Raw genomic sequence first — 26,979 nt, forward strand, 5'->3', positions numbered from 1 at the left:
ACTCCAGCACCATAGGCTCAAGGAATAAAGCGGTAGCCAACCCCCGTTTCAGTCACCAGATGACGTGGTTGGGAAGGGTCCGCTTCTACTTTTTTGCGCAATCCGCCCATGAAGACTCGAAGGTAAGGGGTATCAGTGGTGTGCGACGGACCCCATACGGCCTTGAGCAGTTGCAAGTGCGTCAGGACCCGATTTGGATTTGAGCAGAGATGAACCAGCAAGCGGTATTCCAGCGGTGTCAAATGCAAGGGGACGCCGGAACGCTCCACGACGCGTCGTTCTACATCGATTCTCACGTCATCGAAGCACAGTACCGAGTTGTTTTCGGCCTCTTTCGCCTGCCTGCGTAACAGCGCGCGCACGCGGGCGAGCAGTTCGCCAGTGCCAAAGGGCTTCACCAGATAGTCGTCGGCACCGGTGTCCAGTGCCAGGATTTTGTCTGACTCTGCGCCACGTGCAGACAACACAATAATGGGCACCGGCGACCAGCTCCTGACGTCCCGGATCAGGTCAATGCCGTCCCCGTCGGGCAGTCCCAGGTCGAGCACGATCAGATCGGGCCGGCGCGTGCCCGCGTCGATGAGGCCCCGGTGAAAGGTATCGGCTTCGTGAACTTCCAGGCCTTCGGCTTGCAAAGCCATCCGCACGAAGCGGCGTATTTCCTTCTCATCTTCAATGATCAGGACGTGGGGCACTGATTCGGTCATGGTGAATCCTCGTCAGTCTGCTGCTCAATGGGTTCGATGGGCTCGATGATCGGAGGGGTTTCACGGGGCAGACGTAACATGAAGCAAGCACCGCCCTCTGGCCGGGTGACACCCAAAATGGTTCCTCCATGAACCTGGGCAATGGCCCGGCAGATGGCCAGGCCCAGCCCGACGCCGGGTATCGAGCTTTCCTTCTTGCCACGCATGAATTTGCTGAAGATCGCCTCTTCGTGACCGTGGGGTAACCCCGGTCCTTCGTCGGCGACCCACAACTCGATGTTGTCAGGCGTGGCCCTGGCCCCCAGGCGGATGGTGGTGCCTTGGGGCGTGTACTTGACGGCGTTCTCGATCAGGTTGATGAGGACGCGTTCGATCAGCACCGCGTCGATGTGTACGGGCGGTAAATCATCGTCCAGAGCGACTTGCACCAAACGCTTGCCCAGAATCGGCTGGATGGCTCGCAGGGCACTGCCCACCACGTCTTCGATGGGTTGCCACTGCCGATTCACCACCACTTTGCCGGATTCGAGGCGCGCCATGTCCAGCAGGTTATTGACCAGCGTATTCATGCGCAGCGCCGATTCACCCACCGCCGTGGCAATTTCGGCGGCTTCGCCGGTCAGGGGTGGCTTGGTCAGTTTGAGCGCTTCGGCAAGCCCTACCATGACCGACAGCGGGGTTCGCAGGTCGTGGGAGATGGCCGACAGCAGCGAGTTGCGCAACCGTTCGGACTCCATTTGAACCGTCGTGTCCTGGGCCACGTTGATGTAGTGAATCCGTTCGAGCGAGATGGCCAGCAATGAAGCACAGGTGTCGAGCAGACGTCGTTGTTCCGGGACCACCAGCCGGGTGGTGTCTCGCGGTTGCACCGCCAAAATCCCGCGCACCCGCATCGGCGCCGACAAGGGCAGGTAAAGCGTTGAGCTTGAGGGCAGGGTGTCGGTGCCGTAGCCAGCCGGTTCGGTTTTGTCGAACGACCATTGGGCAATGGCAATGTCCACTTGCGGTGCATCTCCCGTCACCATCGGGGCTTGCAGCTTATTGTTATCGTCTGCCACTAGCAGCGCCGACCTTGCACCAAACTCGGCGGACAGAAACCGTGCGCTGATGTCCGCCACCTGTTCGGTCAACAGCGCCGCGGACAGAAGGCGAGACATGTCGTACAGCGCCCGCATGCGGTCTTCGCGCCGTTGCGCTACCCGTGCCTGGTAGGTCAGGCCGGCCGTCATTTGCCCGATGACCAGAGCGACCACGAGCATGACGCTGAAGGTCACCAAGTATTGGGCATCGGCGAAGGCGAACGAAAAACGCGGCGATACAAAGAAGAAGTCAAAGGCACCCACTGACACAAAGGCTGCCAGGACGGCTGGGCCTCGGCCAAAGCGAACCGCCACGGCGACCACCACCAGCAAGAAGATCATGACGATGTTGGCCAGTTCCAGTACGTGCGCCATGGGCATGACCGCCAGGGTCGTCACCGCACAGAGCGCCACGCTCCAGACATAGGATCGCCACACGATCGGGTTCTCGCTCGTGGCAGGCGCCGCCTCGTTCCGGGGCCGTTGATTAGCCGGGAGCGAGACTTGAATCACGTCAAGGTCGACGCCCAGCGCACCAATCCGGTCGGCAAGCTCGCGCCGCCAGAAGCGACGCCGCGGACGTTCGTCACGGCCCAGCACGACTTTTGAAAGGTTGTACTGCCGAGCATACTTGACCAATGCTTCGGCAATGTCCTGACCGGCCAGCGTCGAGATCTGCGCGCCCATGTCCTGGGCCAGTTTCAGGGTCGCCAGAACGCGACGGCGCTTGGCTTCTGGCAGACGCTGCAAGGCTGGAGTTTCGACATACACGGCGTGCCAGGGCACATTGAGCTGAGCGGCCAGACGGACCGTCGAACGTACGGTTTTTTCGGCCTGCTCATGGGGGCCGATGCAGGCGAGCAGAGAGTCGCGAGTCCCCCAGACCGGTTTGACCGCACCGCTTTGGCGGTACTGCAACATGTCGCTGTCGACACGGTCGGCGGTGCGGCGCAGCGCCAGTTCGCGCAGGGCAATCAAGTTGCCTTTGCGAAAGAAATTCTGCACCGCGCGCTCGGCCTGTTGCGCCAGATAGACCTTGCCTTCCTTCAAGCGCTGCAGCAGGTCGTCGGGAGGCAAGTCAACAATGACCACCTCGTCGGCCGTGTCGAACACATGGTCGGGCACGGTCTCCCAGACGCGAATGCCGGTGATGCCACCGACAATGTCGTTCAGGCTCTCCAGGTGCTGGACGTTCATGGTCGACCAGACATCGATACCGGCGCTGAGTAGTTCTTCCACGTCCTGCCAGCGCTTTGGGTGCCGGGAGCCTATAGCGTTGGAGTGAGCCAGTTCGTCAATCAGAATCAAGCCCGGTTGACACGCGAGTGCGGCGTCGAGGTCGAACTCGGTCAGTGTGCGGTTCTTGTCGACGACCTGCTTGAGCGGCAGTGTTTCCAGGCCTGCGGTCAGCGCCAGGGTTTCAGCGCGGCCATGGGTCTCGACCACGCCGATCAGCACGTTTATGTCCTGCAGTTTCGCGGTATGAGCGGCTGCCAGCATCGCGTAGGTCTTGCCGACCCCCGCGCTGGCGCCGAAAAAAATCTTCAGCCGGCCACGTTTGGCCTGCGCTTCTTCTTCGCGAATCTGGGCCAGTAGCTGGTCCGGGTCAGGACGTTGTTCGGCCATCAGGCTCACCGTGTGTGAGTTGGCGCTCAATGGGCGGCGTCGAGTGCCAGGTTCAGGGCCAGGACGTTGACCCGGGGTTCGCCGAGGAACCCGAGCAGCATGCTTTCAGAATGCTCGCTGATCAGTTGGCGGACCTGCTCGACGGGCAGCTTGCGCACCCGCGAAACCCGGTTTGCCTGGTACAGCGCCGCCGCGATGCTGATATGCGGATCAAGACCACTGGCGGAACTGTAGACCAGGTCGGCGGGCACCGTCGCGGTGTTGCCAGGATCGGCCGCGTGCAAGGCGTCGATCCGGGCCTTGATTGCATCCGCCAGCGCCGGGTTCAGCGGGCCCTGGTTCGACCCTGCCGAGGCCTGCGGGTTATAGGGCATGGGACTGGTGGCGGAAGGGCGGCTCCAGAAGTATTTCGGATCACTGAAGCCTTGACCGATCAGCAGGGAACCGACGATTTTGCCGTCTCTTTCGATCAGGCTGCCCGCGGCCTGACGGGGGAAAACCAGGCCGGCGATCCCGGTGGTGAGCAGCGGATAGGCGAGGCCCGTGAGCAGTGAAAATACAATCAGCAGGGTCAACGCCGGACGCAGCAGAATTGCCATGACAGTGCTCCCTCAAGTCAGACCGACAGCGAATAACGCCATGTCGATTACCTTGATGCCAATGAATGGAACGATGACCCCACCCAGCCCGTAGATCAACAGGTTGCGCCGCAGCAGCAGGGCAGCACCGACCGGGCGGTACTTCACGCCTTTAAGCGCCAGGGGAATCAGGAAAATGATAATCAGCGCATTGAAAATCACCGCCGACAGCACCGCCGAGTTCGGGCTCGTCAGCCCCATGATGTTGAGCGCCGCGAGTTGCGGGTAGGTGGTGACAAACGCGGCCGGCACGATCGCGAAATATTTGGCGATGTCGTTGGCAATCGAGAAGGTGGTCAGCGAGCCTCGGGTCATCAGCATCTGTTTGCCGGTTTCCACCACCTCGATCAACTTCGTCGGGTTGCTGTCCAGATCCACCATGTTGCCGGCTTCCTTGGCGGCCTGCGTCCCCGAGTTCATCGCCACGGCGACATCGGCCTGAGCCAGTGCCGGGGCGTCGTTGGTGCCGTCGCCGGTCATGGCCACCAGCCGGCCTTCGGCCTGGTAGCGGCGGATCAGTTCCAGCTTCTGTTCGGGTGTCGCCTCGGCCAGAAAGTCATCGACCCCGGCTTCGGCGGCAATGGCGGCAGCAGTGACCCGGTTGTCGCCCGTCACCATGACCGTCTTGATGCCCATGCGGCGCAGTTCGACGAAACGTTCCTTGATGCCACCTTTTACGATGTCCTTGAGTTCGATGACGCCCAGCACCTTGACCCCGTCGGCGACGACCAGCGGTGTGCTGCCCCGGCGCGCCACCTCCTCAATGCTGGTTTGCACCGCCTCGGGAAAGCTGCCGCCCAGACCTTGAACATGCTTGAGGATCGCTTCGCCGGCGCCCTTGCGTATTTGCCGGTCGCCCAGGTTGACACCGCTCATGCGCGTTTGCGCCGAAAAGTGCACGAAGTGGGCGTCGAGTGCGCCGATTTCTCGTTCCCGCAGATTGAAACGCTGTTTGGCCAGGACCACGATGCTGCGCCCTTCGGGCGTTTCGTCGGCCAGAGACGCCAGCTGCGCCACATCCGCCAGTTCAGCCTCTTTGATGCCAGGCGCCGGTAAGAATGCGGAGGCATGACGATTGCCCAGCGTGATCGTCCCGGTTTTATCGAGCAGCAGAACGTCCACGTCACCGGCGGCTTCCACGGCTCGGCCGGACGTGGCGATCACGTTGGCCTCCATCATGCGACTCATGCCGGCCACGCCGACGGCCGACAGCAAGCCGGCAATGGTCGTGGGGATCAGGCACACCAACAACGAGATGAGGACAGTGATCGAGACGGGCGCTCCGGATTTGGCCACGGCGACCCCGAACAGCGAGAAGGGCAGGAGCGTCACCGTCACGCCCAGGAACACGATCGTCAGCGCGACCAATAAAATCGACAAGGCGATTTCATTCGGGGTCTTTTGCCGCTTCGCGTTCTCGACCATGGCAATCATGCGGTCGACGAAGGTTTCGCCGGGGTTGGTGGTCACGCGCACGACAATCCAGTCCGAGAGCACCCGGGTACCGCCGGTCACGGCCGAGAAGTCGCCGCCAGCTTCGCGAATCACCGGGGCCGACTCGCCGGTGATGGCGGACTCATCCACCGAGGCGGCGCCTTCGATCACTTCGCCGTCGGCGGGGATGACCGAGTCCCCAAGGTCGCCGGCTTCGACCACCACCACGTCGCCTTTGCACAGGTCGCTCGACTGAGCCAACTGCCACTCGGCGCCGTAGTGCGGTTCGCGCAGTTTCTTGGCCCAGGTTTCCTTTTTCAGAGTGCGCAGGGAAGCCGCCTGGGCCTTGCTGCGGCCTTCGGCCAGTGCCTCGGCAAAGTTGGCGAACAGGAGGGTGAACCAAAGCCACAAGCTGATCGCAAGGATAAACCCGGTGGCGGCTTCCCCCTTGCCACTCAGCGCCTGGCCCCATAGGGCAGTGGTGATGATCGCGCCGATGTAGACGACGAACATCACCGGGTTTCGCCACTGGATCCTGGGACTGAGTTTGCGCACTGACTCGACCATGGCTGGTGTGATCAGTTTCGGGTCGAACAAGGAGAACGCTTTGCGAGTCATGTTCGTGATCTCACTTGATCATCAGGAAGTGTTCGACGACGGGCCCCAGCGCGAGCGCGGGGACATAGTTCAGCAAGCCGACCAGCAACACCGTACCGATCAGCAGCACCACGAACAGCATTCCGTGGGTGGGCATCGTGCCGCCGGTTACCGCCAGGCGTTTCTTCGCAGCCAGGCTGCCGGCGACGGCGAGCACCGGCACGATCACGCCGAAGCGGCCAAACCAGGCGACGATCGCCAGCATCGTGTTGTAGAACGGGGTGTTGGCCGACAGACCGGCGAATGCGCTGCCGTTGTTATTGGCGGCCGAGGTGAGGGCGTAGAGGATTTCCGAAAACCCATGGGCACCCGGGTTGGCAATCCCCAGCCTGCCGGCCTCGGCCATGACACCAATAGCGGTACCGAACAGCACCAGCAACGGCGTCATCAGAATCGCAATGGCGACCATTTTCATCTCGTAGGCTTCGATCTTCTTGCCCAGGTATTCCGGTGTCCGCCCGATCATCAGGCCGGCGATAAACACCGCAAGAATGGCGAATACCAGCATGCCGTACAGACCTGAACCCGTGCCGCCGAACACCACTTCACCCAGTTGCATGAGGATCAGCGGCACCGCACCGCCCAAGGGTGTGAACGAGTCATGCATCGCGTTGACCGCACCGCATGAAGCCGCCGTGGTCACGGCCGCGAACAGGCTCGAAGCGCTGATGCCGAAGCGCACCTCCTTGCCTTCCATGTTGCCCGACGCGGTATCGACGCCCAGTGCTGAAAACTGCGGGTTGCCCAGTTGTTCGTAATGGGTGACGGCAACCACGGCGATCACGAAAATGATCGTCATCGCCGCCAACAGCGCCCAGCCTTGTCGGATGTCACCGACGATGTGCCCGAAGACGAAACACAGCGCGGTCGGGATGAGGAAGATCGCAATCAACTGAAAGAAATTGGTGACGGCGGTGGGGTTTTCGTAGGGATGGGCCGAATTGGCATTGAAGAAACCACCGCCATTGGTGCCCAGCATCTTGATCGCTTCTTGCGAGGCGACAGGGCCCATGGCAATGGTTTGTGTTTGCGTGCTGCTGGCCACGGTCGCCGGATTGCCCTGGGCATCGAGCGTCGGCTGGCCGGCATCATTGAGCACCGGGGCCTGATATTGCATGACTTCCAGGGTGGTGACTGCCTGATACGGGGCAAGATTCTGGATCACACCCTGGCTGACGAAGAACAGCGCGAAAATCAGCGACAGCGGCAGCAACACCCACAGCGTGATGCGGGTGAGGTCGGTCCAGGCATTGCCGATGCTGGTCGCACTGTGGCGGGCGAACCCGCGAATCAGGGCAACGGCCACCACAATGCCGGTGGCGGCAGACAGGAAGTTCTGCACCGTCAGCGCAAGCATCTGGGTGAGGTAGCTCATCGTCGACTCACCGCTATAGGCTTGCCAGTTGGTATTGGTGACGAAACTGGCGGCGGTGTTGAACGAAGAGTCGGGCGTCACCGCGCCAAACCCTTGCGGGTTGAACGGCAGAACACCTTGCAACCGTTGCAGCGCGTAGACGACCAGCAATCCCAGCGCGTTGAACAGGATCAGTGCGAGGGCGTATTGCAGCCACCCCATCTGCGTTTCTGGCTTTACCCCAGCGAGGCGATATAGCGGCGACTCGAGGCGCGAGCCGAAGGCAAACCGACCCTCCATCACAGTGGTCAGCCAATGGCCAAGTGGCCAGGCCAACAGAGCCAGCACCAGCAGAAAGGCCCCGAGGAGGACCCAGGCTTGAGTCGTCATAGGAAGTCCTCCGGAAACAGCAGCGCGGCGACCAGGTAAACCAGCAACCCGGCCGCAATGATGCCGCCGAACAGATAGAAACCGGTCATGGCCGTCTCCTGTCGAGCGCCGCACAGCCGCGCGCCATGCCGACCAGGCTGATGAACAACAGGGCACCGAGTACCAAAAAGATGAAGTCCATGGCATTTCCTCCCGCGATGAGGAAAGCCTAAATGGACGCCTGGTAAGTTGGTAAAAGGATTGGGGGCAAGCGCATAAAGATCTTGTAAAGGTGCTGCTCAAGTACGGCTGGCGTCGAACGATGGTCTTGAAGTCAGGCACCAAACGCCCGGTCAACCCCTTCAGTCCGATGTTGCGTTGTGCTTCGAGCCACTTATCGAGGCTGATTATTTTCTGGGGAGCGATGCGATCATTTGATCAAAGGCCGTTACCGAATATCTTCCATCAAGGTTTTCTACGGTGGGAATTTTTGAAGGAAACCCGAATCGCACTCTGCCGGGAAGCACTTCATCCATAGCCGAGTACCAGGTCAGCAGAGCTTGTTGGAGGCGCACGTGTAGCTCGAATCTACTCCGTCGGCGGGTGGTGTCTGCTTTGGCTCGTTCGCGCGCGAGCTGAGGATCGATGCGACCAACAATGTAACAGTCAGCAAAGCCAATACGTCCTTGTGCGATCGTTTCTCTTGTGGCGTCCAACTCTATTCGCCAGTCGTGTTCGCTCGCCTCGCCGATCTGCCAAAGGCTCCAAATGTAGTGGAGCTTGAGAGGGTCACTGTCACACAAAGCCCACGAAGAACTGTCTTCCATGGCTAGAGCCGTTTGCCAGCGATCCACGTTTCGCTCTGCCCAAAAAGTTGCCGCTCCGACTGGATCCTTTATCCGATCCGGCTCGTTTTCAAAACGGCCGTTTTCAGGAATGACATGTTGCCCTCCATGCTTGGCGCACCAAGTGGTTTTCCCGCTGGCGCTGATACCCTCAACAACCAAAATCATCGTTCGCCCTTAAAGCTGGAGTTCTGAAGGTGATGCGCAATGCGGCTGGCTGGCATCAAAAAGCGTTTATGTCGTGTTCTGTGCTCACCCGCTAACCGACACGCAGCGTGCCGTTGTTCGCGCTTACTAAGTCGACTGTGTATGGCTTTTTATAAATTCCGCTGGTGTTTAAGCTAAATAGATCAGCTCTCAGGGGAAATGATCGAGTCTGGACCAGGTTCAGCCGCTAGCTTCAATCGGTCAGCTTTACTAATGTATTTAGACTTACTGGCCGGTGCCAATTTGGCACTGGCCTTTTTTGCGTGAGCCTTTAATAACTGTTGTATTTTTTTACGACGATTCATTTTTTCTACTCGACTTGTAAGTCTTGAATGATGGCAGAGGTTTGCGCACGAAGCCCAGGGAGTGAGATAGGGCTTCGGTTACGACTGCAGACGAACAGAAGGTATGGTAAGCGTGAATCGGGGGCAGTGGCTAGGTTGTTGCGGCCTGCCCATCAGGACAATGGGCAGGTCAACGCAACGTAATACTTAGCGCAAGGTGCGGAAGGCTGCGCGCAGTTCCTTGGCGAACAACTCGGGTTGTTCCCATGCCGCGAAATGCCCGCCCTTATCCACTTCGTTGAAATAGATCAGGTTGGGATAGGCGCGCTCGGTCCAGGTTTTCGGCGCCTGGTAGATTTCGCCCGGAAACACAGTCACGGCGACAGGGATCTTGATATCCCGGGTCTTTTGTTCCACTGCATTGAAGTTGTTAGTGTTGTTTTCCCAATACAGGCGAGCAGACGAGATGGCGCTGTTGGTCAGCCAATAGAGCGAAATACCGTCGAGCATCTCGTCCTTTGTCAGGGAATTTTCCGCGTCGCCGCCGCTGTAGGTCCACTGGTTGAATTTATCGAACATCCACGCGGCCAGACCCGCAGGTGAATCCGACAAGCCGTAGCCGACGGTTTGTGGCCGGGTGCTCATCATGGCGCCGTAAGCCGCATTTTTGCTGAAGAAGGTTTTCAGCGACTCATAGGCCGCTGTCTCCTTGGCCGACAGACCGGCGGGAGACGGGGTGCCGTCGTTGATGGCCTTGGCGACATCGGCAGGCACGGTGGCCGGCATGTTCACGTGGATACCCAGCAAGCCGGGCGGTGCCTGGCGTCCCATGGCGTCGGCAATCACCGATCCCCAGTCACCACCTTGCGACACGTAGCGCTTATAGCCCAAGCGCTTGATCAACACATCCCACGCCACGCCGATGCGGTCAGGACCCCAGCCGCCGTCGGTGGGTCTCTGCGAGAAACCGTAGCCGGGCATCGAGGGAATGATCACGTCAAAGGCATCTTCGGCACGACCGCCGTACGCAGTCGGGTCGGTCAGCGGGCCGATGGCTTTGGTCAGTTCCAGAATCGAACCGGGCCAGCCGTGAGTGAGCAGCAGCGGCAGGGCGTTGGGATGTTTCGATTTGACGTGGATGAACTGGATGTCGAGGCCGTCGATGTTGGTCACGAACATCGGCAAGGCATTGAGTTGGGATTCAACCTTGCGCCAGTCATATTGCGTGCCCCAGTAACCGACGAGGGCTTGCAGCTTGGCCAGTTGCACGCCTTGAGATTGATCGTCGACCGTTTCGCGGTCGGGCCAACGGGTCGCCAGTACGCGTTTGCGCAGATCGGCTACCGCGTCTTCAGGGATGTTGACCTTGAAAGGGCGAATTGCGCTGTCCTTCTCGATGGTGGCGGCGGCCTCCGGCGTTGTACTGGCCCGGGCGTAAGAGAGCGAGACGAGGGCGACCAGTGCGAGGGCACCAGCGGTTGCTGAAACAGCTAACAGGCAGCGCCGGAACGCTGCAAACGATAGTGCTGACATGGTCGTACTCCAGGGGAATTGGGGCGATAAAAATCGACGACGGACTACATTTAATTTCCGTACCGCGACGGTGTGTCGCTCAAAGGGTTTTCGAAAGCGATGGGCTCCGACCTAGTTCAGGAAGGCATTGGCTTGCAGCACGAAATCGTTGGCGTATTGGAACAATGCACCGTGTCCCGAGTTTGGATAGATGAGCAACTTGGCGTTCGGAATATGCTGTTGCAGCGTGTACGAGTTCTCGGTGGGCACCATCACGTCCTTGCTGCCGTTGACCACCAGGGTTGGCTGGGTAATCTTGCTCAATTGCGAAAAAGTGCCGTCACCGGACATGCTCCATTTTCCCAGCGCCGCCCCTTGGGCCGCGATGACCTTCATCGAACTGAGCTTGTCGAGGCCTTCGGTGCGCTGGTGGCGCCTTTCCCAGAATTCCCGGGCCGCCTGCTGGCTTGACGGCGTCGGATCGAAGAACAGGTAAGCGGTCTCTTCCTGCGTGGCGATCGATTCGCGCAACGCGATCCCGGGAACCCGTGGATCATGTCCCGAGACCCCGCCGCGCGGCGACGTTCCCGCCAGGATCAGCCGGCGCACCAGTTGCGGATGACGCAATGCAACTTCCTGCGCCACCATGCCGCCGATTGAAAAGCCAAGTACGTCGACCTGCGTCAACCCGCGGGCACGGGCAAATGCGGCAACGTGGTCGGCCATGGCTTCGAACGAATCGGGTGTTTCGCCGCTGCTAAGGCCCACGCCGGCATTGTCGAACAGGTAGACCGGCCGCTGCTGTGCCAGGCCATCGGTCACTGCCGGGTCCCAGTAATCCATGTTGCCGCGAAAGTGCTGGAGCAAGATGACCGGAACGCCCGTCTGCGCGCCGAAGTGGCGATAGGCATAACGCACGCCGTCAGCTTCGACGAATTGATTGGGTGCGCTGTTATGCGTGGCCGCCGGCGCCGCGATGGCACCGCTGACTGCGATGGCAAAGAATGCAGCTCCGAGGGCTAGCCGTTGGAAGAGGTGCATGGTGTGCTCCTCACGCGACGGTTTCGGGATTCAGATAAGCCGCTTGCTCAGTAGACAGGCTGGCTTTGATGGCGCGTGTCCCTTTGTCTGCGAGCACTTCTTTCAAACCCGCTTCCACGCCGTCTAGCGACTGGATCACGACTTCGGATGGCTGGACTTTTGGCACGTCAAAACCGTGGGTCAGATCGGTGTCGATGAAGCCCACGTGCAGGCCTTGCACGCTGGTGCCCTGGCCGTGGAGTTCGATCCGCAGCGAGTTGGTGAAGCTCCACGCTGCCGCTTTCGATGCCGCATAAGCGGACAGGAAGGGCGCAGCGACCCAGGTCGCATCCGACAGTACGTTGACGATCGCGCCGCCGCCGTTGGCTTTAAGCACAGGGGCGAAGGCAAGGCTGACGTGCATCACGCCGTAGTAATTGGTTTCGAAGATTTCGCGAGCGGCTTCCACCAGGCCAGGGTCAAGCATGGATGGCAGCAGGCGGGCAATGCCTGCATTGTTGACCAGCAGCGTCACGTCACCCGCTTGGGCCACCGCCGCGGCAACCGATGCCGGGTCGCTGACGTCAAGGCGAATGGCGATCACACCCGGGATGTCGACGCCTTCGGGATTGCGCACCCCGGCATACACCTTGCTCGCGCCGCGGGCCACGAGTTCTTTTGCGAACGCCAGGCCGAGACCACGGTTGGCGCCGGTAACGAAGGCAACGGAATTTTTTATTTTCATGATGGTGTGCTCTGGTTGGATGAGCGGCTTTCGCCCTGTAAGATTGCGCTCGCAATCATTGAATCAATAATGGTGGTCGCATTTATTAAAGTCAAGACAAATATTACTGACGTAATAAAGCCTTGTAGGCACGGGGTTGTCGTTCATTGTGAGTGCAATCATAATGTGCGAGAGTGAACGCAGAGGAGCCTCATTATGAAAATCTCGAAAGAAAAATCAGAAGCCAACCGCGCCGCACTGCTGGAGACGGCGAGCCGCCTGTTTCGACAGAAAGGGATCGACGGGGTGGGCGTTGCAGAAATCAGCAAGTCGGCTGGTTTGACCCACGGCGCGCTGTACGCACATTTCCCATCCAAGGAAGCGCTGGCGGCCGAGGCGCTGGCGTGGAGCCTGGAGCAGGGGAATGCCAAGCTCTACACGGGCACGGTCGATGGCGAGCCGGACCTGGAGCGCTTCCTGTCCGACTACCTATCCGTCGACAAGCGCGACGACTACGCCGAGCACTGCGCAATGGCCGCGTCCGCCAGCGAAATCGGCCGCCAGGATATTGCGATCAGCACAACGTTTACCGAAGGTTACATGGTGCTGGTGCGGGCGTTTGAGCGCAGGGTCGCCGCCAACAATCCTGGCGTCGACGCGCTTGGCACCGCCATGGGCATCGTTGCGGCAATGGTGGGCGCCCTCTCGGTTGCGCGCGCCACGGCGAAGGCCAGGCCGGAGGTGTCGGCCCAGGTGCTGCGGGGCGTGCGCCACATGATCGATGCTGCGCTGGGCAAACCGGTCTAGCTGGAGCATTCCGAGACATCGAAGAAATTCAGATGACTGCGGTGTATTGATTACTGTGGGGGATCAAATTGATCCGACTTGGTAGGTGTTGCCTTAAAAGATCGCAGCCTTCGGCAGCTCCTACAGGGGATCGTGTAAACCTGTAGGAGCTGCCGAAGGCTGCGATCTTTTGGGGCCGCTGCGCTGCCCAGCGGGAGCAAGCTCCCTCGCCACAGGTTACTCATCTTTTAGCGATCAACTTCCAGCCCGTTTATTCAATGCCTCTTCAGCCGCCGCAATTTCGGCCTGACGCTTGACGATCATGTCGCCAATCGGCGGACCCTGGAAGCGGCGGGCTTCAAAACCGAACCAGACGATGGCCGTCAGCACCAGAAACCCAATGGTGATGTACAGCGCCCATTCGTTCGGTGGCTGGATGCCGATGACGAAAATAATCACCATCGAGAGGATCGAGAGGAGGGCGAACACCGAGTACCAGAAACGTCCCATGTTCCACGGCCCCATGGTTGGCCACTTCGACGTCCCGAAGGTAAACAGGCCCAGGATGATGGGAATGATGAAGGAGAAGAACAGGAAGATCACCGTGCAGGACACCACGATGGTATAGACCGGTGTTTCGCCGACCGAGATCACCGACGATCCCCAGACGAACAACACCGCGAGGGTGGCACCGGTCCAGATCGCTGCCACCGGGCTGCGAAGGGTCGGCGAGACCGAGGCCAGTGTCTTGGAGAAGGGCAGGCCGCCGTCACGGGAGAACGCGAAGATCATGCGTGAGACCGAGGTCACGGTCGCCAACCCGCAAAGAAATTGCGAGATGAAAATCGCCACGTAAAGCGCCAACTTCACAGTCGGATTGACCTGGGTGTCCATGGCCCAGAAAAACACGGTCCAGCCATGCTTCGCCGCCTCGTCCATGCTTGGCAGCATCAGCACAAACGAACTGAGCATGACCCAACCGAACAGCAGCGACCAGACCACCGACATGACCATGCCGCGAGGCACCGACATGGCCGCATTCCGGGTCTCTTCCGAGGTATGCGCAGAGGCGTCATAGCCCGTGATGGTATAGATCGGCAAGAGCAGGCCGAGCATGAAAATCCAGCCGTTCGACACCTGTGGCCAAACGCTGCCACCAGCCTCGCCGGAATAGTTGCTGAAGGTCCATAACCGGGCGAACTCATAACTGGGTGCAGAGATCAGGCAGACGATGGTCAGCGCGAGCGCCGTGGCGAAGATCAGATAGCCCGAGAAGTCGGTGAGCTTCGCGGTCAGGCCGATACCCAGGTGGTTACACAAGGCCTGGAGACCGGTCAGGATCGCCAGGAAAATCACACGGGTCGTGGTGGTGTCTTCCATTCCCAAGGCCGGCCCGAAGGCGCCGAAAAAGAAGTAATAGGTGCCGACGTTGATCGCGCCGAGCACGGTGACCAGCCCGAGCAAGTTGAACCACGCGGTCAGCCATCCGGTGAAGCGGTTACCGAGAATCGAACCCCAGTGATAGAGGCCGCCAGCGGTGGGGTAGGCCGAGGAAATCTGCGCCATGGCCATGGCGAAAACCCCGGAGATCAGGCAACCGATCGGCCAGCCGATGCCAATTGACGCACCACCCGCACCCGAGGTGCCCTGAGCGAGTGAGTTGATACCACCCGAGAGGATGCAGATGATCGAAAAGGAAATGGCGAAGTTGGAGAAAACGCCCATGCGTCGCGACAGCTGCTGGGCATAGCCCATGCTGTGCAGCACCTTGACGTCATCGTCTTGCGGCGCGCTCGTGCCGGGCTGACTTGCTGGATTCATGTTGTGTGCCCCTTAGGTTTTGATACGCATCCATCCGGGTTTTACGTGCCCGGATGGGCTGGCCTTCAACCCCTTGTCGTACTGCTCCTGTTTCTAACGGATAAACCCCGTCCATGCTGCGCGTTCGCACCTTGGCCATGGACAGGCAACTGCTCTACAGACGGCCGTGGTACGCCGCTTCGAAAATTTCTGCCGCGCCATTTCGGGTCAATGGCAGCGGGTTGCCGCCGGCGCAAGGGTCGACAATCGCCATGTCCGCGATCAGGTCGGCCTGCCGGTCATCCACCCCCAGCTCAACCAGCGTATGGGGCACGCCGATGTCCTTGCGCAACTTGAGGACGAAGGCCAGAAAACTGTCGAAACCGGGCGAGGGTAGACGCAAATAAGCGGCGAGGCGGGTGATGCGTTCCTCGATGGCCGGGCGATTGAATTTCAGGACATAGGGCATGAACGTGGCATTGGTCATGCCGTGATGGGTGTCGTACAGGGCGCCCACCGGATGTGAGAGGGCGTGCATCCCGCCCAGACCTTTCTGGAAAGCGGTAGCGCCCATCGCAGCCGCCGCGAGCATTTCCGCTCGCGCCTCCAGGTCCGAGGGTGTGTGTACGGCTCGCACCAAGGCATTGGCGACCAGGCGCATGCCTTCCACCGCAATACCTTCGGCCATGGGGTGAAAGCCGGGGGCGCAATAGGATTCCAGACAATGCGCAAACGCATCCATGCCGGTGCCAGCGGTGACCTTGGCTGGCATGCCAACGGTGAGGGCCGGGTCGCTGATGACTACGCGCGGCATCATTTTCGGGTGGAAGATGATGCGTTTGGTGTGCGTGCGCTCATCGATGATCACCGCGGCACGGCCCACCTCGGAGCCGGTACCCGCCGTGGTCGGCACCGCAATGATTGGGGCGATACTGCCTTCGTCGGCGCGGGTCCAGTAGTCGCCGATGTCTTCGAAATCCCACACCGGTCGGGTTTGGCCGCTCATGAAGGCGATGAGCTTGCCCATGTCCAGGCCACTGCCACCGCCGAAGGCGACCACGCCATCGTGTTTGCCAGCGCGCCAGGCGTCGAGCCCGCCCGCCAGGTTGGCTTCGACCGGATTGGGTTTAAGGTCGCAAAACAGCGCGACGCCAAGGCCGGCGGCGCGCAAGGCGTCTACTGCTGAGGCGGTGATCGGGGCTCGCGCCAGGCCACTGTCGGTGACCAGCAACGGTCGCTGGATTCCTTGGCTGCGGCAGATCTCGGCGAGCTCGGCGATGCGGCCAACACCGAAGCGGATGCTTGTGGGGTAGTTCCAGTTCGCGGTCAGGCTCATGGCTCAGATCTCGTGGCGCAAATGGAAGGATTTCGCTCGGGTCAGATGTTCATAACCCAGGCGCGACAGCGTGACGCCGCGCCCGCTGTTCTTCACTCCGGTCCAGGCCAGGGCCGGGTCCAGGTAATCGCAGCGGTTCATGAACACGGTGCCGGTGTCGATCTCGTTGCCCAGGCGTTCGGCGGCGGCAAGGTCTTGCGTCCAGATGGACGCGCTGAGCCCGAACTCACTGTCGTTCATCAAGGCAATGGCTTCGTCGTCGCTGGCCACCGGCATGATGCCGACCACGGGACCAAAGCTTTCCTCGCGCATCACCGACATTTGATGGGTGACGTCGACTAATACTTGCGGCGCGAGGTAGGCGCTGCCCGGTGCGTCGGCAGGAAATTCCTTTGGATCGATCAGCGCCCGAGCGCCTTGGGACAGAGCATCGGCGATCTGACCACGAACGAAATCAGCGGCAGTCGGTGTCACCAGCGGACCGAGCGTGGTGGCTTCGTCCAGTGGGTTGCCCAGCACGTATTGGCGGGTCAAAGAAACGAAGCGCTCGACAAAGGCCGGGTAAATTTTGCTATCGACATAGATTCGCTCGACGGCGCAACAGCTTTGCCCGGAGTTGAAGAAGCTGCCGTCCACCAGGTTTTCCACCGCATGTTCGAGGTTGGCGTCTGCCCGGACGTAGGCCGGGTCTTTGCCGCCGAGCTCCAGGCCCACGCCGAGGAAACCTCCGACGGCCGCGTGTTCCATGGATTTACCGGCTTCGACCGAGCCGGTGAAGTTCACTTGCTGCACGCGTCCAGAGGCAATGATCGCTCCGGTATAAACATGACTGAGCAGCAGGTTCTGGAACAGCCCTTCGGGCAGATGGGCGCGGCGAAAGGCCTCGGCGAAACGTTCACCCACCAGCAACGTTTGCGACGCGTGTTTGAGGATGACGCTGTTGCCCGCCATCAGCGCCGGAATGATCGTGTTGACTGCCGTCAGATAGGGGTAATTCCACGGGGCGACTACCAGCACCGTACCCAACGGTTCACGTTTGATATGGCGTCGAAAGCCGGCGACAGGTGTCGGTTCAATCGCTGCCAATGCGTCAGGCGCAATGGCAATCATATGCCGGGCACGTTCTTCGAAACCGCGCAGTTCGCCAGCACCAAAGCGCACCGGGCGGCCCATCTGCCAGGCCAGTTCCGGCACGATGTCGGCCTTCATGGCCAACATCGCGTCCACTGCGGCGCTGCAAAAAGCGGCGCGTTCGCTCAGTGGCCGGCGTTTCCATTGCGTCTGGGCAGCTTCGGCCGCTGCCAGAGCCTGGTCGATTTGCTCCGCATCGGCGCAGCGGCGTTCGGCATAGACCCGGCCATCAACTGGGGAGATGAGTTGAATCGTTGAAGTCATGATGGAAGTCTCAATAGCGCTCAAACCCGCGCTGCAGTTCCCAGTCGGTGATCCGCCGGTCGTACTCTTTCTGCTCCCATTCGGCAGTGTGCACGTAGTGGTCGATCACTTCATCGCCGAACGCCTCGCGCAACATGGTCGAGCCCTGGAGTGCGGCGCAGGCTTCGCGCAGGGTCTTCGATACTTCAGGCAAGTGTTCGTCGACGTAGGCATCGCCCTCGAAGGGCGGCGCGAGGCTGAGCTTCTCGTCGATACCGGCCAGTCCCGCAGCGATCAAGGCGGCGAAGGCCAGATAAGGGTTGAGGTCGGCACCGCCAATGCGACATTCGATGCGGATGGCTTTGCTGCCTTCTGCGCACAAACGGAAACCTGCGGTGCGATTGTCCCGACTCCACACCGCCCTGGTCGGGGCAAAGGTGCCGGCCTGAAAGCGCTTGTACGAATTGATGTAGGGCGCGAGAAAACAGGTGATGTCGTTGGCATATTTAAGCTGCCCGGCCACCCAGGAGCGCATCAGTTTCGACATGCCAAACTCGGCCTTGGTGTCGAAGAACAGCGGCTTTTTACCGTTCTTGTCCCACAGCGAATTGTGGATGTGGCTGCTGGAACCGGCGGCGTCATAACGCCACTTGGCCATGAACGTGATCGCCTTGCCCTGCAGTTGCGCGATCTCTTTGCAGGCGTGCTTGATGATGACGTGGTGGTCGGCCATGGTCAGCGCATCGGCGTAACGGATGTTAATCTCTTCCTGGCCCGGCCCCCATTCACCCTTGGAATTTTCCACGGGAATGCCGCTGGCCTGCAGATGTTTTCGAATCGCCCGCAGCACCGGCTCTTCGCGGGTGGTCTGCAGGATGTTGTAGTCCTCGATGTAGTGACCGGCCGTCTTCGGCTTGTGGTAGTTGCGCTCGTGGATGGCCTCGTAGCTCTCGTCGAACAGATAGAACTCCAGTTCCGAGGCGAACATGCCGGTGTAGCCGCGCTCGCGCAGTCGCTCGACCTGCTTTTTCAGGATCGCCCGCGGGCTGTGCGGCAGGTCGCGCCGATGGTGATGATCGAGCACATCGCAGAGCACCAGCGCCGTGCACTCAAGCCAGGGCACCCGTCGCAACGTGGCCATGTCGGGCTTGAGCACAAAGTCGCCATAGCCTTTGCTCCAGCTGGCCGCGGCGTAACCCGGCACCGGCTCCATGTCGATGTCGTCGGCCAGCAGGTAATTGCAGCAGTGGGTTTCTTCATGGCCGCTGTCGATGAAAAACTCGACCTGGAATCGCTTGCCGACCAGTCGGCCTTGCATGTCGACCATGCAGACAAGAACGGTATCGATCTCGCCGGAGGCGGCGGCACGCTTGAGTTGATCAAAACTGAGGAGGGGCTCGGTCATCACGTAGTCCTGCGTGAATTGTTTGGGCCTGTCTGAAATAGCTGTTGCAGACGCTCTCCAGAAAAAACCAAAACCTGCAGACGCGAGCATCGTGTGCAATAAGCTGCTGTAAGCGTAGCCTACTGCTGCAGTGTGCAAGTTTCGGAAATCGCAGCCTGATGACTCAGGCGCAAAGGCGAGAACTGATCGCCCTCCAACGCGAGGAAACAAACATGGCAAAGAAGAAAGCGCACAACACCTACCAACGTCTCGAACAGCAGTACCCGGATTACTTGGCCGCAGTGGAAGCCTTGGGTACGGCGGTGCGTCACACCGGCCCACTGGAAGAGATCGTTGTCCAACTGATCCAGCTCGGTGCCGCGGCGGCCATCCGTTCTGAGGGCGCGGTGCACAGTCATACCCGACGGGCACTGGAGGCGGGTGCTACACCAGAGCAGATCCGTCACACGCTGATCTCACTGACCAGCACGATCGGTTTTCCCACCGTCGTTGCGGCCATCAGCTGGGCGGATGATGTGATTGAGACATAAACGAGCTTGATCCAGCGCCGAAGCATCGTGGCGCCGATACGCCGAGGCTATTTCCCCGAGCCGTTCTGCCTGATATCTCCGCAAAAAATATCGACGTTGCCACTGTCCGGTGCACTTCGAACGACGATGGAGTACTCACCGGAAAGAAGGACCGGCAATGCGACAGGTGCGCTTCTTGAGAAAGCCCAGCCGCGTATGGCCTGGCGTTCGGTGGTGACATGATCATTCATTGCATAAGCGACTGGCCCGGGTTGCTGGCAGCTGCCTTTATTGATGAAGGTGAAGAGGCGCAAGGGCAGAGACGCTCCGCTTGGAGCACCACTGATGAAGAAACTGAATCCGGTTTCTTTGCCCCAGTCGGCCAACGTTACATTGCCGATCTGACCGGTGTTCTGCCGGGTGGCATCCAAAGGAACGCTCACGCCATGGTTTGATGAAGTGGTACAGCCGAAAAGGCTTGCGGTGACCATTAGCGCTGCAAGTGAGTTTCTGCGCTTCATTGCCAACCTCCTGTGGTTAAGAACTGCAATGGGAGATTAGCGGGTATAGCTCATTAATCGTCTTCCTGGTGTTGCCTGTGCGAAATCCTCCATTCATGCGGAATCTGGCAACAGTGTTTGTCCAGTGGGCTGCTGTTTGAGGGAGGGGTAAACACCTAGCATCGTCTCTACCCAGTGAGCAAGCAGAGTCAGTGTCAACCCGCTCACGAGGTTAACTTTTGACGATACGGTGAATACGATGAAAATCTCAAAACTTGCGATGTTTCTTGCGCTTGGCGTTTTAGGTACACAGGCATTTGCAGGCGAAAGCCATTCAACTGCCGCGGACAGCAAGTTGCCTGTTGAAACGTACACTTACGATACGAAGCTGGATATCCAGAAAGTCATTACGGTGACAGATATTCCTGACCTGTGCGGGCCAGTCCCGGCGCAAATGACGTATGAAGACTCTCACGGTCAACGGCATGTCCTGCAGTATCAAGTCATGGGCACTGGCTGTTCAAATGGTTGAGTCGTGTGTGGAAGATGGAGGGTCGACACTCCATACCTGCAGCACTCATTTCAAATGTTGTTATCGTTTCCTGGTTGAGCCTGTGATTGTTTCATCGGATGCCAACAAGCCTGGAATATAACTTTTAAGAAACTCCACCCATGTCTTGATCTTTGCATCCACGAATTTTCGTGATGGGTAGATTGCAAATAAATTCAACTCTTCAAGATGATACTCGGGTAGTACCCGCACTAACGTACCCGCCCTGAGACCGTCGACTGCCGAAGCAATCGGCTGAATGCCGATGCCCATCCCGATTGTAATAGCGATGGTCATGCCATCGGCGGTGTTGATGTGCAAGGGAGACAACGGGATGTTGACGGTTTCCATGCCTTCGGGTCCCTCAAATGCCCAGTTTTCAGCCGGCATGACGGTATTCACAATTCTCAGACAATCATGTGAGCAAAGTGCACTCGGGGATCCCGGGTGTCCGCGTTTCTTCAGGTACGCAGGCGAGGCGCAGAGGATGCTGTACGTCATGCCGAGCCGCTGAGCGACAAACCCTGAATCGGGTAAATCCCGCGCTAAAACAATCGACATGTCATAGCCTTCTTCCAGCAAGTCAGGGAGCCGGTTGGTCAGGGTCAAATCAAACATCACCGAGGGATGAGTCTCTCTATAGTGGGCGATGGCATCGATCACGTAATGATTGCCAATGGCTGACATCGCGTGAATTTTCAGCCGGCCAACGGGGAGGGTGTGAGCTGTGCCTGCTTCTTCGTCTGCTTCACGCACCTCTTCAAGAATTTTCTCGCAGCGTTGCAAGTAGCGCAGACCGGCTTCGGTCAGCGCCAGGCGTCGGGTTGTCCGGTTAATCAGGCGAGTTTGAAGCCTGGTCTCCAGGCTGGAGACCGCTTTGGAAACGTTGGTTGTTGTGGTGTCCAACACCTCAGCCGCCGCCGTAAAGCTGCCGCTCTGAGCGACCGCCACAAAAAAACGCATGGTTTGGAAAACGTCCATCGTTTCCACCTCAGGGGTATGGATAAAAAGGGCGGCCCCGCAAAAAGACCGCCCCCTCGTGGTGTATTACTTTTTCTGCGGAATAAATCCAGGTACACCCGTTTCCACTACTGAATTGAAGCGTACCCGGGTCGTAATATCTTCCTGGATTTCACGCATGGCCCTGTGCGGCAGGGTAGAAATATCAATGTTTTCCTGAATATGGCTCGGCGTCGCAGACGTGGTCAGGAAAGCGACTCCCCGCTGGACCGACCAGGCCAATGCCACTTGAGCCGGGGTCTTCTGCACGCGCTTGGCGATCCCTGTAATCACCGAGTCTTCCAATACGTTCGGCTCCATGCCATGGCCGAGTGGCGCAAATGCAAGAACGATAATTCCGTGCTGCTGACAATATTCAAGCAGTTCCCATTCAGGCAGATAAGGGTGGGACTCGACCTGCACGACGGCGGGTTTTATCCGGGCCACTGCCACGATCTCTTGTAAACGCTCCAACGTGATATCAGACAAGCCGATGGACTTGCAGCGGCCTTCATCCACCAGACGCTCAAGTGCCCCCCAAGTCTCTATTAACGTCACGCTTGAATCGTAGATAACTCGACCGTGCTCGTCTCTTGGGTCCTGATCATCACCGGGCTGAAAGGCAAACGGCGTATGAATCAGATAGCAATCGATGTAATCAACTTGAAGCCGTCGGCAACTCGCCTCGAAAGCAGGTTCGACGCGTTCGGGACGATGGTTGGTGTTCCACAGTTTCGTGGTGATGAACACGTCCTCGCGCCGAACCTTACCCGTCTCAATCACTTCCTGTAGGGCAACGCCGACCCTCTCTTCATTTCGATAACGCTCCGCACAATCGAAATGGCGAAATCCTGCTTGCAGCGCGTCCTTGACCGCTTGTGTTGTCACGGAGAGATCCCGAAACAACGTGCCAAAGCCAACGGCCGGCATCTCACCGGATCCGTGTATCAGAGGGAATCGGGTATCGCGAAGTGCATCGTGAAAGGATTCGTATGGCATATCTTTGACTCCAATATCTGGCTCTATTGATAGGAAGGTTTCTGGTCTTCGCGACTGGCCACTCGTTGCTCAAACACACCGACGGAATTACCGCCGAGTGCCACGTACAAGCGCACCGTGTCGAGGTACTGCGCGGTCTTCACTCTGATTTGACCCAGTAACGCTTGCTCATAAGCACGTTCCGCCTCCAGCACCTGGAGAATGCTGTTCTCGCCTTGCGCGTAGGCTTGTTGATTCAACCGAAAGCTCGTTTCCGCCGCTCGCAACGCATCCTCCTGCGCCAGGTTTTCCTCGGCGTCATGATTGATCGCCTGCAGCGTGTCAGCGACCTGACCGAACGAATTTATGACGGTCTGCTGGTAGCCGGCGAGGGTTCCCTTGTAGCCGTCGACGGCGGCCTGACGTTCAGCTTTGAGCGTTCCGCCATTGAAGATGGGCGCTGTGAGCCCGGCAGCGAAGCCCCACAGTGCGGCGCCGCCATTGCCTGAAGCCGCCTGTGCGAACGACGCGGACAGCTCGACATGGGGATAAAGGTTGGCTGTCGCCACGCCAACCGCGGCGCTGGCCATGTGCAGTTCTGCCTCTGCTTGCCGTACATCCGGCCGATCGTGGGCCATTTCGGAGGGCAGACTGACGGGCACGTTTGCCGGCAAGGCAAACTCGGCGAGCGTGAAGTCAGGTGCGATCCAGTCAGCCGGGCCTTTGCCCGTCAGAATCGACAGCGCGTGGCGTGCCGAGTCGCGCTGCTGGGCGAGGGGCGGCAACAGCGTGCGGTCCTGAGCGAGCCGCGTCTCGGCCAGCGAAACATCGATCTGCGTGGTGCTGCCATTGGCGTGCGCCATGCGCACCAGTTCGAGGTTCTTTGCGTCATTGGCGAGCAGCTTCTCGACCGCTTCCATCTGCGCGTTGGCCGAGGCCAGCAACAACGCCTGGCTTGCAACATCGCCCGTCAGGGTCAGGTACGCCGCTTCGTAGCGATGCTTCTGCAGATCGGTAAACGCTTGCTGTTGTTCGACCTGGCGCTTGTTACCGCCGAAAACGTCAAGGTCGAAGCCAACCCGTGGCCCGATTGCATAGAAATTGGAGATGGAAGGCTCTTTCGCGTTGTGCACCCGTTGGCGGCCAGCCTGGGCGCCAAAGTCGACCTGCGGATACAGCGCTCCTTCCGCCGCAGCGACGAAGGAAGCCGCTTGCCGGATCGTCGCGTCTGCCGCTACGAGCTCAAGATTGCCGTCAATAGCGCGACGTACAAGCTTGTCGAGCTTCGGCGAACGAAACGCAGACCACCAGTCACCGTTGACCTTCTTGCCCAGGTCAATGTGCTGTTCACCGGGCTTGTTGCCGCCTTGGCCGAGACGCTGCTCAGCCTGTTGATCGTAGTGCTGCGACAGGCTCGGTGGCGGCATTTGATAGTCAGGGCCGACGGTACAGGCGGTCAGGAATGCAAGCGCCGACACCGCACCGAACGTGGTTTTGAACATCTGTCTGTTGATGAAGCGTGCATGGGATTTCATTTGGCAAACTCCACGAAAACTAGTTGGTCGGAACGGGCTTGCGAAGAAAGACAACCAGTGGGCTGACCACCAGCATCGCGAACATCAAAATCTTGAACTGGTCGATCACCGCGATAAAAGCTGCCTGGCCGGTGATCATTTCGTTGAGCCCCGCCAGTGCTTGCAGGGACGTCGGCGCGGAGTGCGCAGCGGCGCGATACGGCGTCAGGTTGCTGACCAGCGCCATGTGCATCGCCTGCGTGTTGTTGAAGAAGAACAGCTGCACAATCGCAACGCCCAGGGTGCTTCCGTACACCCGTGACAGATTGAACAGACCGGTGCCTTCCGGACGTAACGTCGGATCGAGCGTGCTGAACGCGACCTTGGTCAGCGACGGCATCAAGATGCCGATGCCAATCCCCTGGATCGCACCCGCCACCGCCACGGGCGACCAGTCCATCAACGGCGAATAGCCGAGCATCAGCCAGTTGGCATAAATCACCACGGCGACGCCTGCCGCCACGAACAGACGACGGTCGAAACGCTCGGGAACGCGGCCCATCAGCAGGAACGCACCTACAAGCCCGATACCTCTCGGTATCGTCAAGGAGCCCGTGGTGTCAGGCGGGTAGCCGAGAATCTCGTCCAGCATCGGCGAGGTCAGCGCCATGGTCGACAACAGCACGAAACCCACGGCGAAAAAGATGACCGTCGAGAGCACGAAGTTGCGGTCGTTGAACAAGCGCTTGTTGAGGAAATGCACCTTCGTGGTCAGCACATGCACAGCGAACAGGTAGAGCCCCAGTGCACAGCCTATTGCTTCCAGCCAGATCTCGGTCGAGGAAAACCAGTCCAGGCGTTCACCACGGTCGAGCAACATTTGCAGGCTGATCAAACCCAGCGTGAAGCTGCCGAAGCCAAAGAAGTCGAACGACGGACGTTTCTCGGCCTTTTTCTCGGCCAGCAAAAGCGCCATCACCAGGAAGATAAACGCCGACAGCGGAAGGCTGATGTAGAAGATCGGGCGCCATCCGAAATGTTCGCCGAGCCAACCGCCGATGCTCGGGCCGCTGACGATGCCGAAGAGCACGATGGCCGTCCAGGTCGCGCCAAATTTCGCGCGCTTCTCGAGTGGCAATTTCTCCAGCGAAATCGCCATCGACAGCGGTGCCAGCACGCCACTCGCCAGGCCTTGAACAATGCGCGCGCCAACGAATTCCAGCGGCGTCGTTGCCTGCGTCGCGAGCAGCAAGCCAAGGGCGAAGAAGGCCAGCGCGGTTTGGTAAACCCGCTTCAAGCCATAGCGCCCGGCGAGCCATTGCGCAATCGGCATACTGATGGCGCTCGCCGCGAGGTACGACGTGAATATCCAGCCAGCCTGGTCGTCGGTCATCGACAGGCTGCCCTGAATCAACCTGAGAACCGCATTCGGCAAAGGCAGGTTCGCCGACTGCATATAGGTGGCGAGCAACGCGGCGAACCTTAATGTCCCCGCACCTTGAGGTCCCGCAAGTTTGGCGTTCATCAGAAGTTACCTGCGGTTAACAGGGCTTTGAGCGGATGCCACCAAGGCGTGCGATACCCGGTATCGACGTTGACCGTGGCGCTGGTGCCCGAGAAAAGGGGCAGGGCAGGGTCCATCTCATCGAGTTCGAGTCGGACCGGTACCCGCTGCACAACCTTGACCCAGTTACCGGTCGCATTTTCCGGCGGCAGCAGGGCGAAGTCCGATCCGGCACCCGGGCTCATGCTGGTCACGTGGGCCTTGAATATGTGATCAGGATAGGTATCGATACTGATGGTCGCTTCCTGGCCTGGACGCATGTGGGTCACGTCGGTTTCGCGGAAGTTGGCCTCAACCCAGATCTCGCGATCGGACAGCAGCGCAAACGCTGGCGCGCCGTTGTTCACATAGTTGCCAACCTGCAAATCGTCGACCTTGGCCACGATGCCATCGTCGGGCGCATACACCGTCGCGTACGAGAGATACAGCTGCGCCTCGTCGAGCTGAGCCTTGGCCTCGCGAACTGACGGGTGACTATCGGCTTCGATGTTTGGATTACCGTTCAAGGCCACGACCGTGCTGGCGATCTGTTGTTCGACCGACGCGATTCGTTGCCGGGCAACTTTAAGGTCTGTGTCGGCGCGTTCGTAAATTGCGCGCGAGACGAACTCGGTCGCGACCAGCGCCTTCTTGCGGGCAAATTCCCGCTGGTCGAAATCGGCAGACTCTTTGGCCGATTGCAGTTCGGCTTGCTGCTGGCGGTAGCTGGCCTTGAGTCCATCGATTCGCAACCGCGCGACGCTTAACTGCGCTTGTGCACGGTCAACGGCGATCTGGAGCGGTTTCGGGTCGATCCGAAACAGAATCTGGCCCTTGTGAACAGGCTGATTGTCCTCGACGGCGATCTCGACAACTTGCCCGGAAATGCGCGCGTTGATCGATGCCTTCGCCACTCGGGCGTAAGCGTTATCGGTCGAAACAAAGGGCTCGCCTGCCACATAGTGGGCGTATCCAACCGCAGCGAAGAGGACAGGGAAACCCACCATCAGCCATGGCCGTAATTTCTCTTTCAACGGCTTCTTGTTGGGCAAGTCAGCCTGGTTCGGCCCTGGATGCTCGAAGGTCTGTGTTGCTGAGATGTCGAACTGTTTGGTCATGATCGAATACACCTATAACCGGGAAATAGGGCTAACACCCACAAAAACAGCCATATCGTGTGCGGCCAGGAGGATCGCTCCACCGCATCAATTTCGTCGCCGCAACACCCA

At 59.4% G+C, this 26,979-nt stretch carries 24 protein-coding genes; 3 read left to right on the forward strand and 21 right to left on the reverse strand.

Going from position 1 to position 26,979, the window contains the following annotated elements:
* Window positions 1-17 precede the first annotated feature (17 nt).
* The 11 genes from ACA059_RS13250 to ACA059_RS13300 all read right to left on the reverse strand — a co-directional run bounded on the left by ACA059_RS13250 (window position 18) and on the right by ACA059_RS13300 (window position 12,477).
* Window positions 18-707: a response regulator gene (locus tag ACA059_RS13250; RefSeq protein WP_497634182.1), complete on the reverse strand. Its 690-nt coding sequence runs from the start codon at window positions 705-707 to the stop codon at window positions 18-20.
* The gene (gene kdpD, locus ACA059_RS13255) at window positions 704-3,412 is read right to left on the reverse strand and encodes a two-component system sensor histidine kinase KdpD (RefSeq protein ID WP_497634183.1); all 2,709 of its coding nucleotides are present in this window, start codon (window positions 3,410-3,412) and stop codon (window positions 704-706) included. Before kdpD ends, ACA059_RS13250 begins: the two co-directional genes overlap by 4 nt.
* Window positions 3,413-3,438: 26 nt before the next feature.
* Window positions 3,439-4,011, reverse strand: a complete 573-nt coding sequence (gene kdpC, locus ACA059_RS13260; RefSeq protein ID WP_497634184.1) for a potassium-transporting ATPase subunit KdpC — start codon at window positions 4,009-4,011, stop codon at window positions 3,439-3,441.
* 12 nt (window positions 4,012-4,023) lie between these two features.
* Complete coding sequence (gene kdpB / locus ACA059_RS13265) at window positions 4,024-6,102, reverse strand: potassium-transporting ATPase subunit KdpB (protein WP_497634185.1); 2,079 nt, start codon at window positions 6,100-6,102, stop codon at window positions 4,024-4,026.
* 10 nt (window positions 6,103-6,112) lie between these two features.
* A complete protein-coding gene (kdpA, locus tag ACA059_RS13270; protein WP_497634186.1) occupies window positions 6,113-7,885 on the reverse strand; it encodes a potassium-transporting ATPase subunit KdpA in 1,773 nt (590 codons plus the stop codon).
* The gene (gene kdpF, locus ACA059_RS13275) at window positions 7,882-7,974 is read right to left on the reverse strand and encodes a K(+)-transporting ATPase subunit F (protein WP_103316005.1); all 93 of its coding nucleotides are present in this window, start codon (window positions 7,972-7,974) and stop codon (window positions 7,882-7,884) included. The genes kdpA and kdpF overlap by 4 nt, the downstream gene beginning before the upstream one ends.
* 297 nt (window positions 7,975-8,271) lie before the next feature.
* Window positions 8,272-8,877: a hypothetical protein gene (locus ACA059_RS13280; RefSeq protein ID WP_497634187.1), complete on the reverse strand. Its 606-nt coding sequence runs from the start codon at window positions 8,875-8,877 to the stop codon at window positions 8,272-8,274.
* 182 nt (window positions 8,878-9,059) lie between these two features.
* Window positions 9,060-9,221 (reverse strand): DUF2986 domain-containing protein, encoded by a 162-nt coding sequence (locus ACA059_RS13285; RefSeq protein WP_192409656.1) that lies wholly within the window; start codon window positions 9,219-9,221, stop codon window positions 9,060-9,062.
* Window positions 9,222-9,407: 186 nt separating this feature from the next.
* Window positions 9,408-10,733 (reverse strand): epoxide hydrolase family protein, encoded by a 1,326-nt coding sequence (locus tag ACA059_RS13290; protein ID WP_497634188.1) that lies wholly within the window; start codon window positions 10,731-10,733, stop codon window positions 9,408-9,410.
* Between the two features lie 111 nt (window positions 10,734-10,844).
* A complete protein-coding gene (locus tag ACA059_RS13295) occupies window positions 10,845-11,753 on the reverse strand; it encodes an alpha/beta fold hydrolase (RefSeq protein WP_497634190.1) in 909 nt (302 codons plus the stop codon).
* A 10-nt stretch (window positions 11,754-11,763) separates the two neighbouring features.
* On the reverse strand, window positions 11,764-12,477 hold the full coding sequence (locus ACA059_RS13300; RefSeq protein WP_497634191.1) for an SDR family oxidoreductase: 714 nt from the start codon (window positions 12,475-12,477) through the stop codon (window positions 11,764-11,766).
* 195 nt (window positions 12,478-12,672) lie between these two features.
* On the opposite strand from ACA059_RS13300, the gene ACA059_RS13305 reads away from it, so the two are divergent.
* Complete coding sequence (locus ACA059_RS13305) at window positions 12,673-13,263, forward strand: TetR/AcrR family transcriptional regulator (RefSeq protein WP_497634192.1); 591 nt, start codon at window positions 12,673-12,675, stop codon at window positions 13,261-13,263.
* A gap of 234 nt (window positions 13,264-13,497) precedes the next feature.
* Here ACA059_RS13305 and ACA059_RS13310 read toward each other — a convergent pair whose 3' ends face one another.
* The 4 genes from ACA059_RS13310 to ACA059_RS13325 form a co-directional block, all read right to left on the reverse strand.
* Window positions 13,498-15,063: an amino acid permease gene (locus ACA059_RS13310; protein ID WP_497634194.1), complete on the reverse strand. Its 1,566-nt coding sequence runs from the start codon at window positions 15,061-15,063 to the stop codon at window positions 13,498-13,500.
* A 154-nt stretch (window positions 15,064-15,217) separates the two neighbouring features.
* The gene (locus ACA059_RS13315; RefSeq protein ID WP_497634196.1) at window positions 15,218-16,378 is read right to left on the reverse strand and encodes an iron-containing alcohol dehydrogenase; all 1,161 of its coding nucleotides are present in this window, start codon (window positions 16,376-16,378) and stop codon (window positions 15,218-15,220) included.
* Between the two features lie 3 nt (window positions 16,379-16,381).
* The gene (locus tag ACA059_RS13320; protein WP_497634197.1) at window positions 16,382-17,773 is read right to left on the reverse strand and encodes an aldehyde dehydrogenase family protein; all 1,392 of its coding nucleotides are present in this window, start codon (window positions 17,771-17,773) and stop codon (window positions 16,382-16,384) included.
* Between the two features lie 10 nt (window positions 17,774-17,783).
* Window positions 17,784-19,157 carry a glutamine synthetase family protein gene (locus ACA059_RS13325; protein WP_140681359.1) on the reverse strand — a complete coding sequence of 458 codons (1,374 nt, stop codon included), beginning with the start codon at window positions 19,155-19,157 and terminating at the stop codon, window positions 17,784-17,786.
* Window positions 19,158-19,369: 212 nt separating this feature from the next.
* On the opposite strand from ACA059_RS13325, the gene ACA059_RS13330 reads away from it, so the two are divergent.
* Window positions 19,370-19,687, forward strand: coding sequence for a carboxymuconolactone decarboxylase family protein (locus tag ACA059_RS13330; protein ID WP_056745235.1), 318 nt, complete (start codon window positions 19,370-19,372; stop codon window positions 19,685-19,687).
* 47 nt (window positions 19,688-19,734) lie between these two features.
* Here the strand turns inward: ACA059_RS13330 and ACA059_RS13335 are convergent, their stop codons facing one another.
* On the reverse strand, window positions 19,735-20,187 hold the full coding sequence (locus ACA059_RS13335; RefSeq protein ID WP_497634200.1) for a hypothetical protein: 453 nt from the start codon (window positions 20,185-20,187) through the stop codon (window positions 19,735-19,737).
* Window positions 20,188-20,425: 238 nt separating this feature from the next.
* On the opposite strand from ACA059_RS13335, the gene ACA059_RS13340 reads away from it, so the two are divergent.
* Window positions 20,426-20,698: a DUF2790 domain-containing protein gene (locus ACA059_RS13340; protein ID WP_497634201.1), complete on the forward strand. Its 273-nt coding sequence runs from the start codon at window positions 20,426-20,428 to the stop codon at window positions 20,696-20,698.
* Between the two features lie 60 nt (window positions 20,699-20,758).
* On the opposite strand, the gene ACA059_RS13345 is transcribed toward ACA059_RS13340, so the two are convergent.
* From ACA059_RS13345 to ACA059_RS13365, 5 genes are all read right to left on the reverse strand, one after another.
* Window positions 20,759-21,697 carry a LysR family transcriptional regulator gene (locus tag ACA059_RS13345; protein ID WP_497634203.1) on the reverse strand — a complete coding sequence of 313 codons (939 nt, stop codon included), beginning with the start codon at window positions 21,695-21,697 and terminating at the stop codon, window positions 20,759-20,761.
* A gap of 66 nt (window positions 21,698-21,763) precedes the next feature.
* Window positions 21,764-22,714, reverse strand: coding sequence for an aldo/keto reductase (locus ACA059_RS13350; protein ID WP_497634204.1), 951 nt, complete (start codon window positions 22,712-22,714; stop codon window positions 21,764-21,766).
* A 23-nt stretch (window positions 22,715-22,737) separates the two neighbouring features.
* Window positions 22,738-24,228, reverse strand: coding sequence for an efflux transporter outer membrane subunit (locus ACA059_RS13355; protein WP_497634205.1), 1,491 nt, complete (start codon window positions 24,226-24,228; stop codon window positions 22,738-22,740).
* A 19-nt stretch (window positions 24,229-24,247) separates the two neighbouring features.
* Entirely contained in the window at window positions 24,248-25,732 is a 1,485-nt protein-coding gene (locus tag ACA059_RS13360) for a DHA2 family efflux MFS transporter permease subunit (RefSeq protein ID WP_497634206.1), read from the reverse strand.
* Window positions 25,732-26,868, reverse strand: coding sequence for an HlyD family secretion protein (locus ACA059_RS13365; RefSeq protein ID WP_497634208.1), 1,137 nt, complete (start codon window positions 26,866-26,868; stop codon window positions 25,732-25,734). Before ACA059_RS13365 ends, ACA059_RS13360 begins: the two co-directional genes overlap by 1 nt.
* Between the last annotated feature and the right edge of the window lie 111 nt (window positions 26,869-26,979).

Source organism: Pseudomonas sp. LBUM1647 (genome assembly GCF_059716175.1).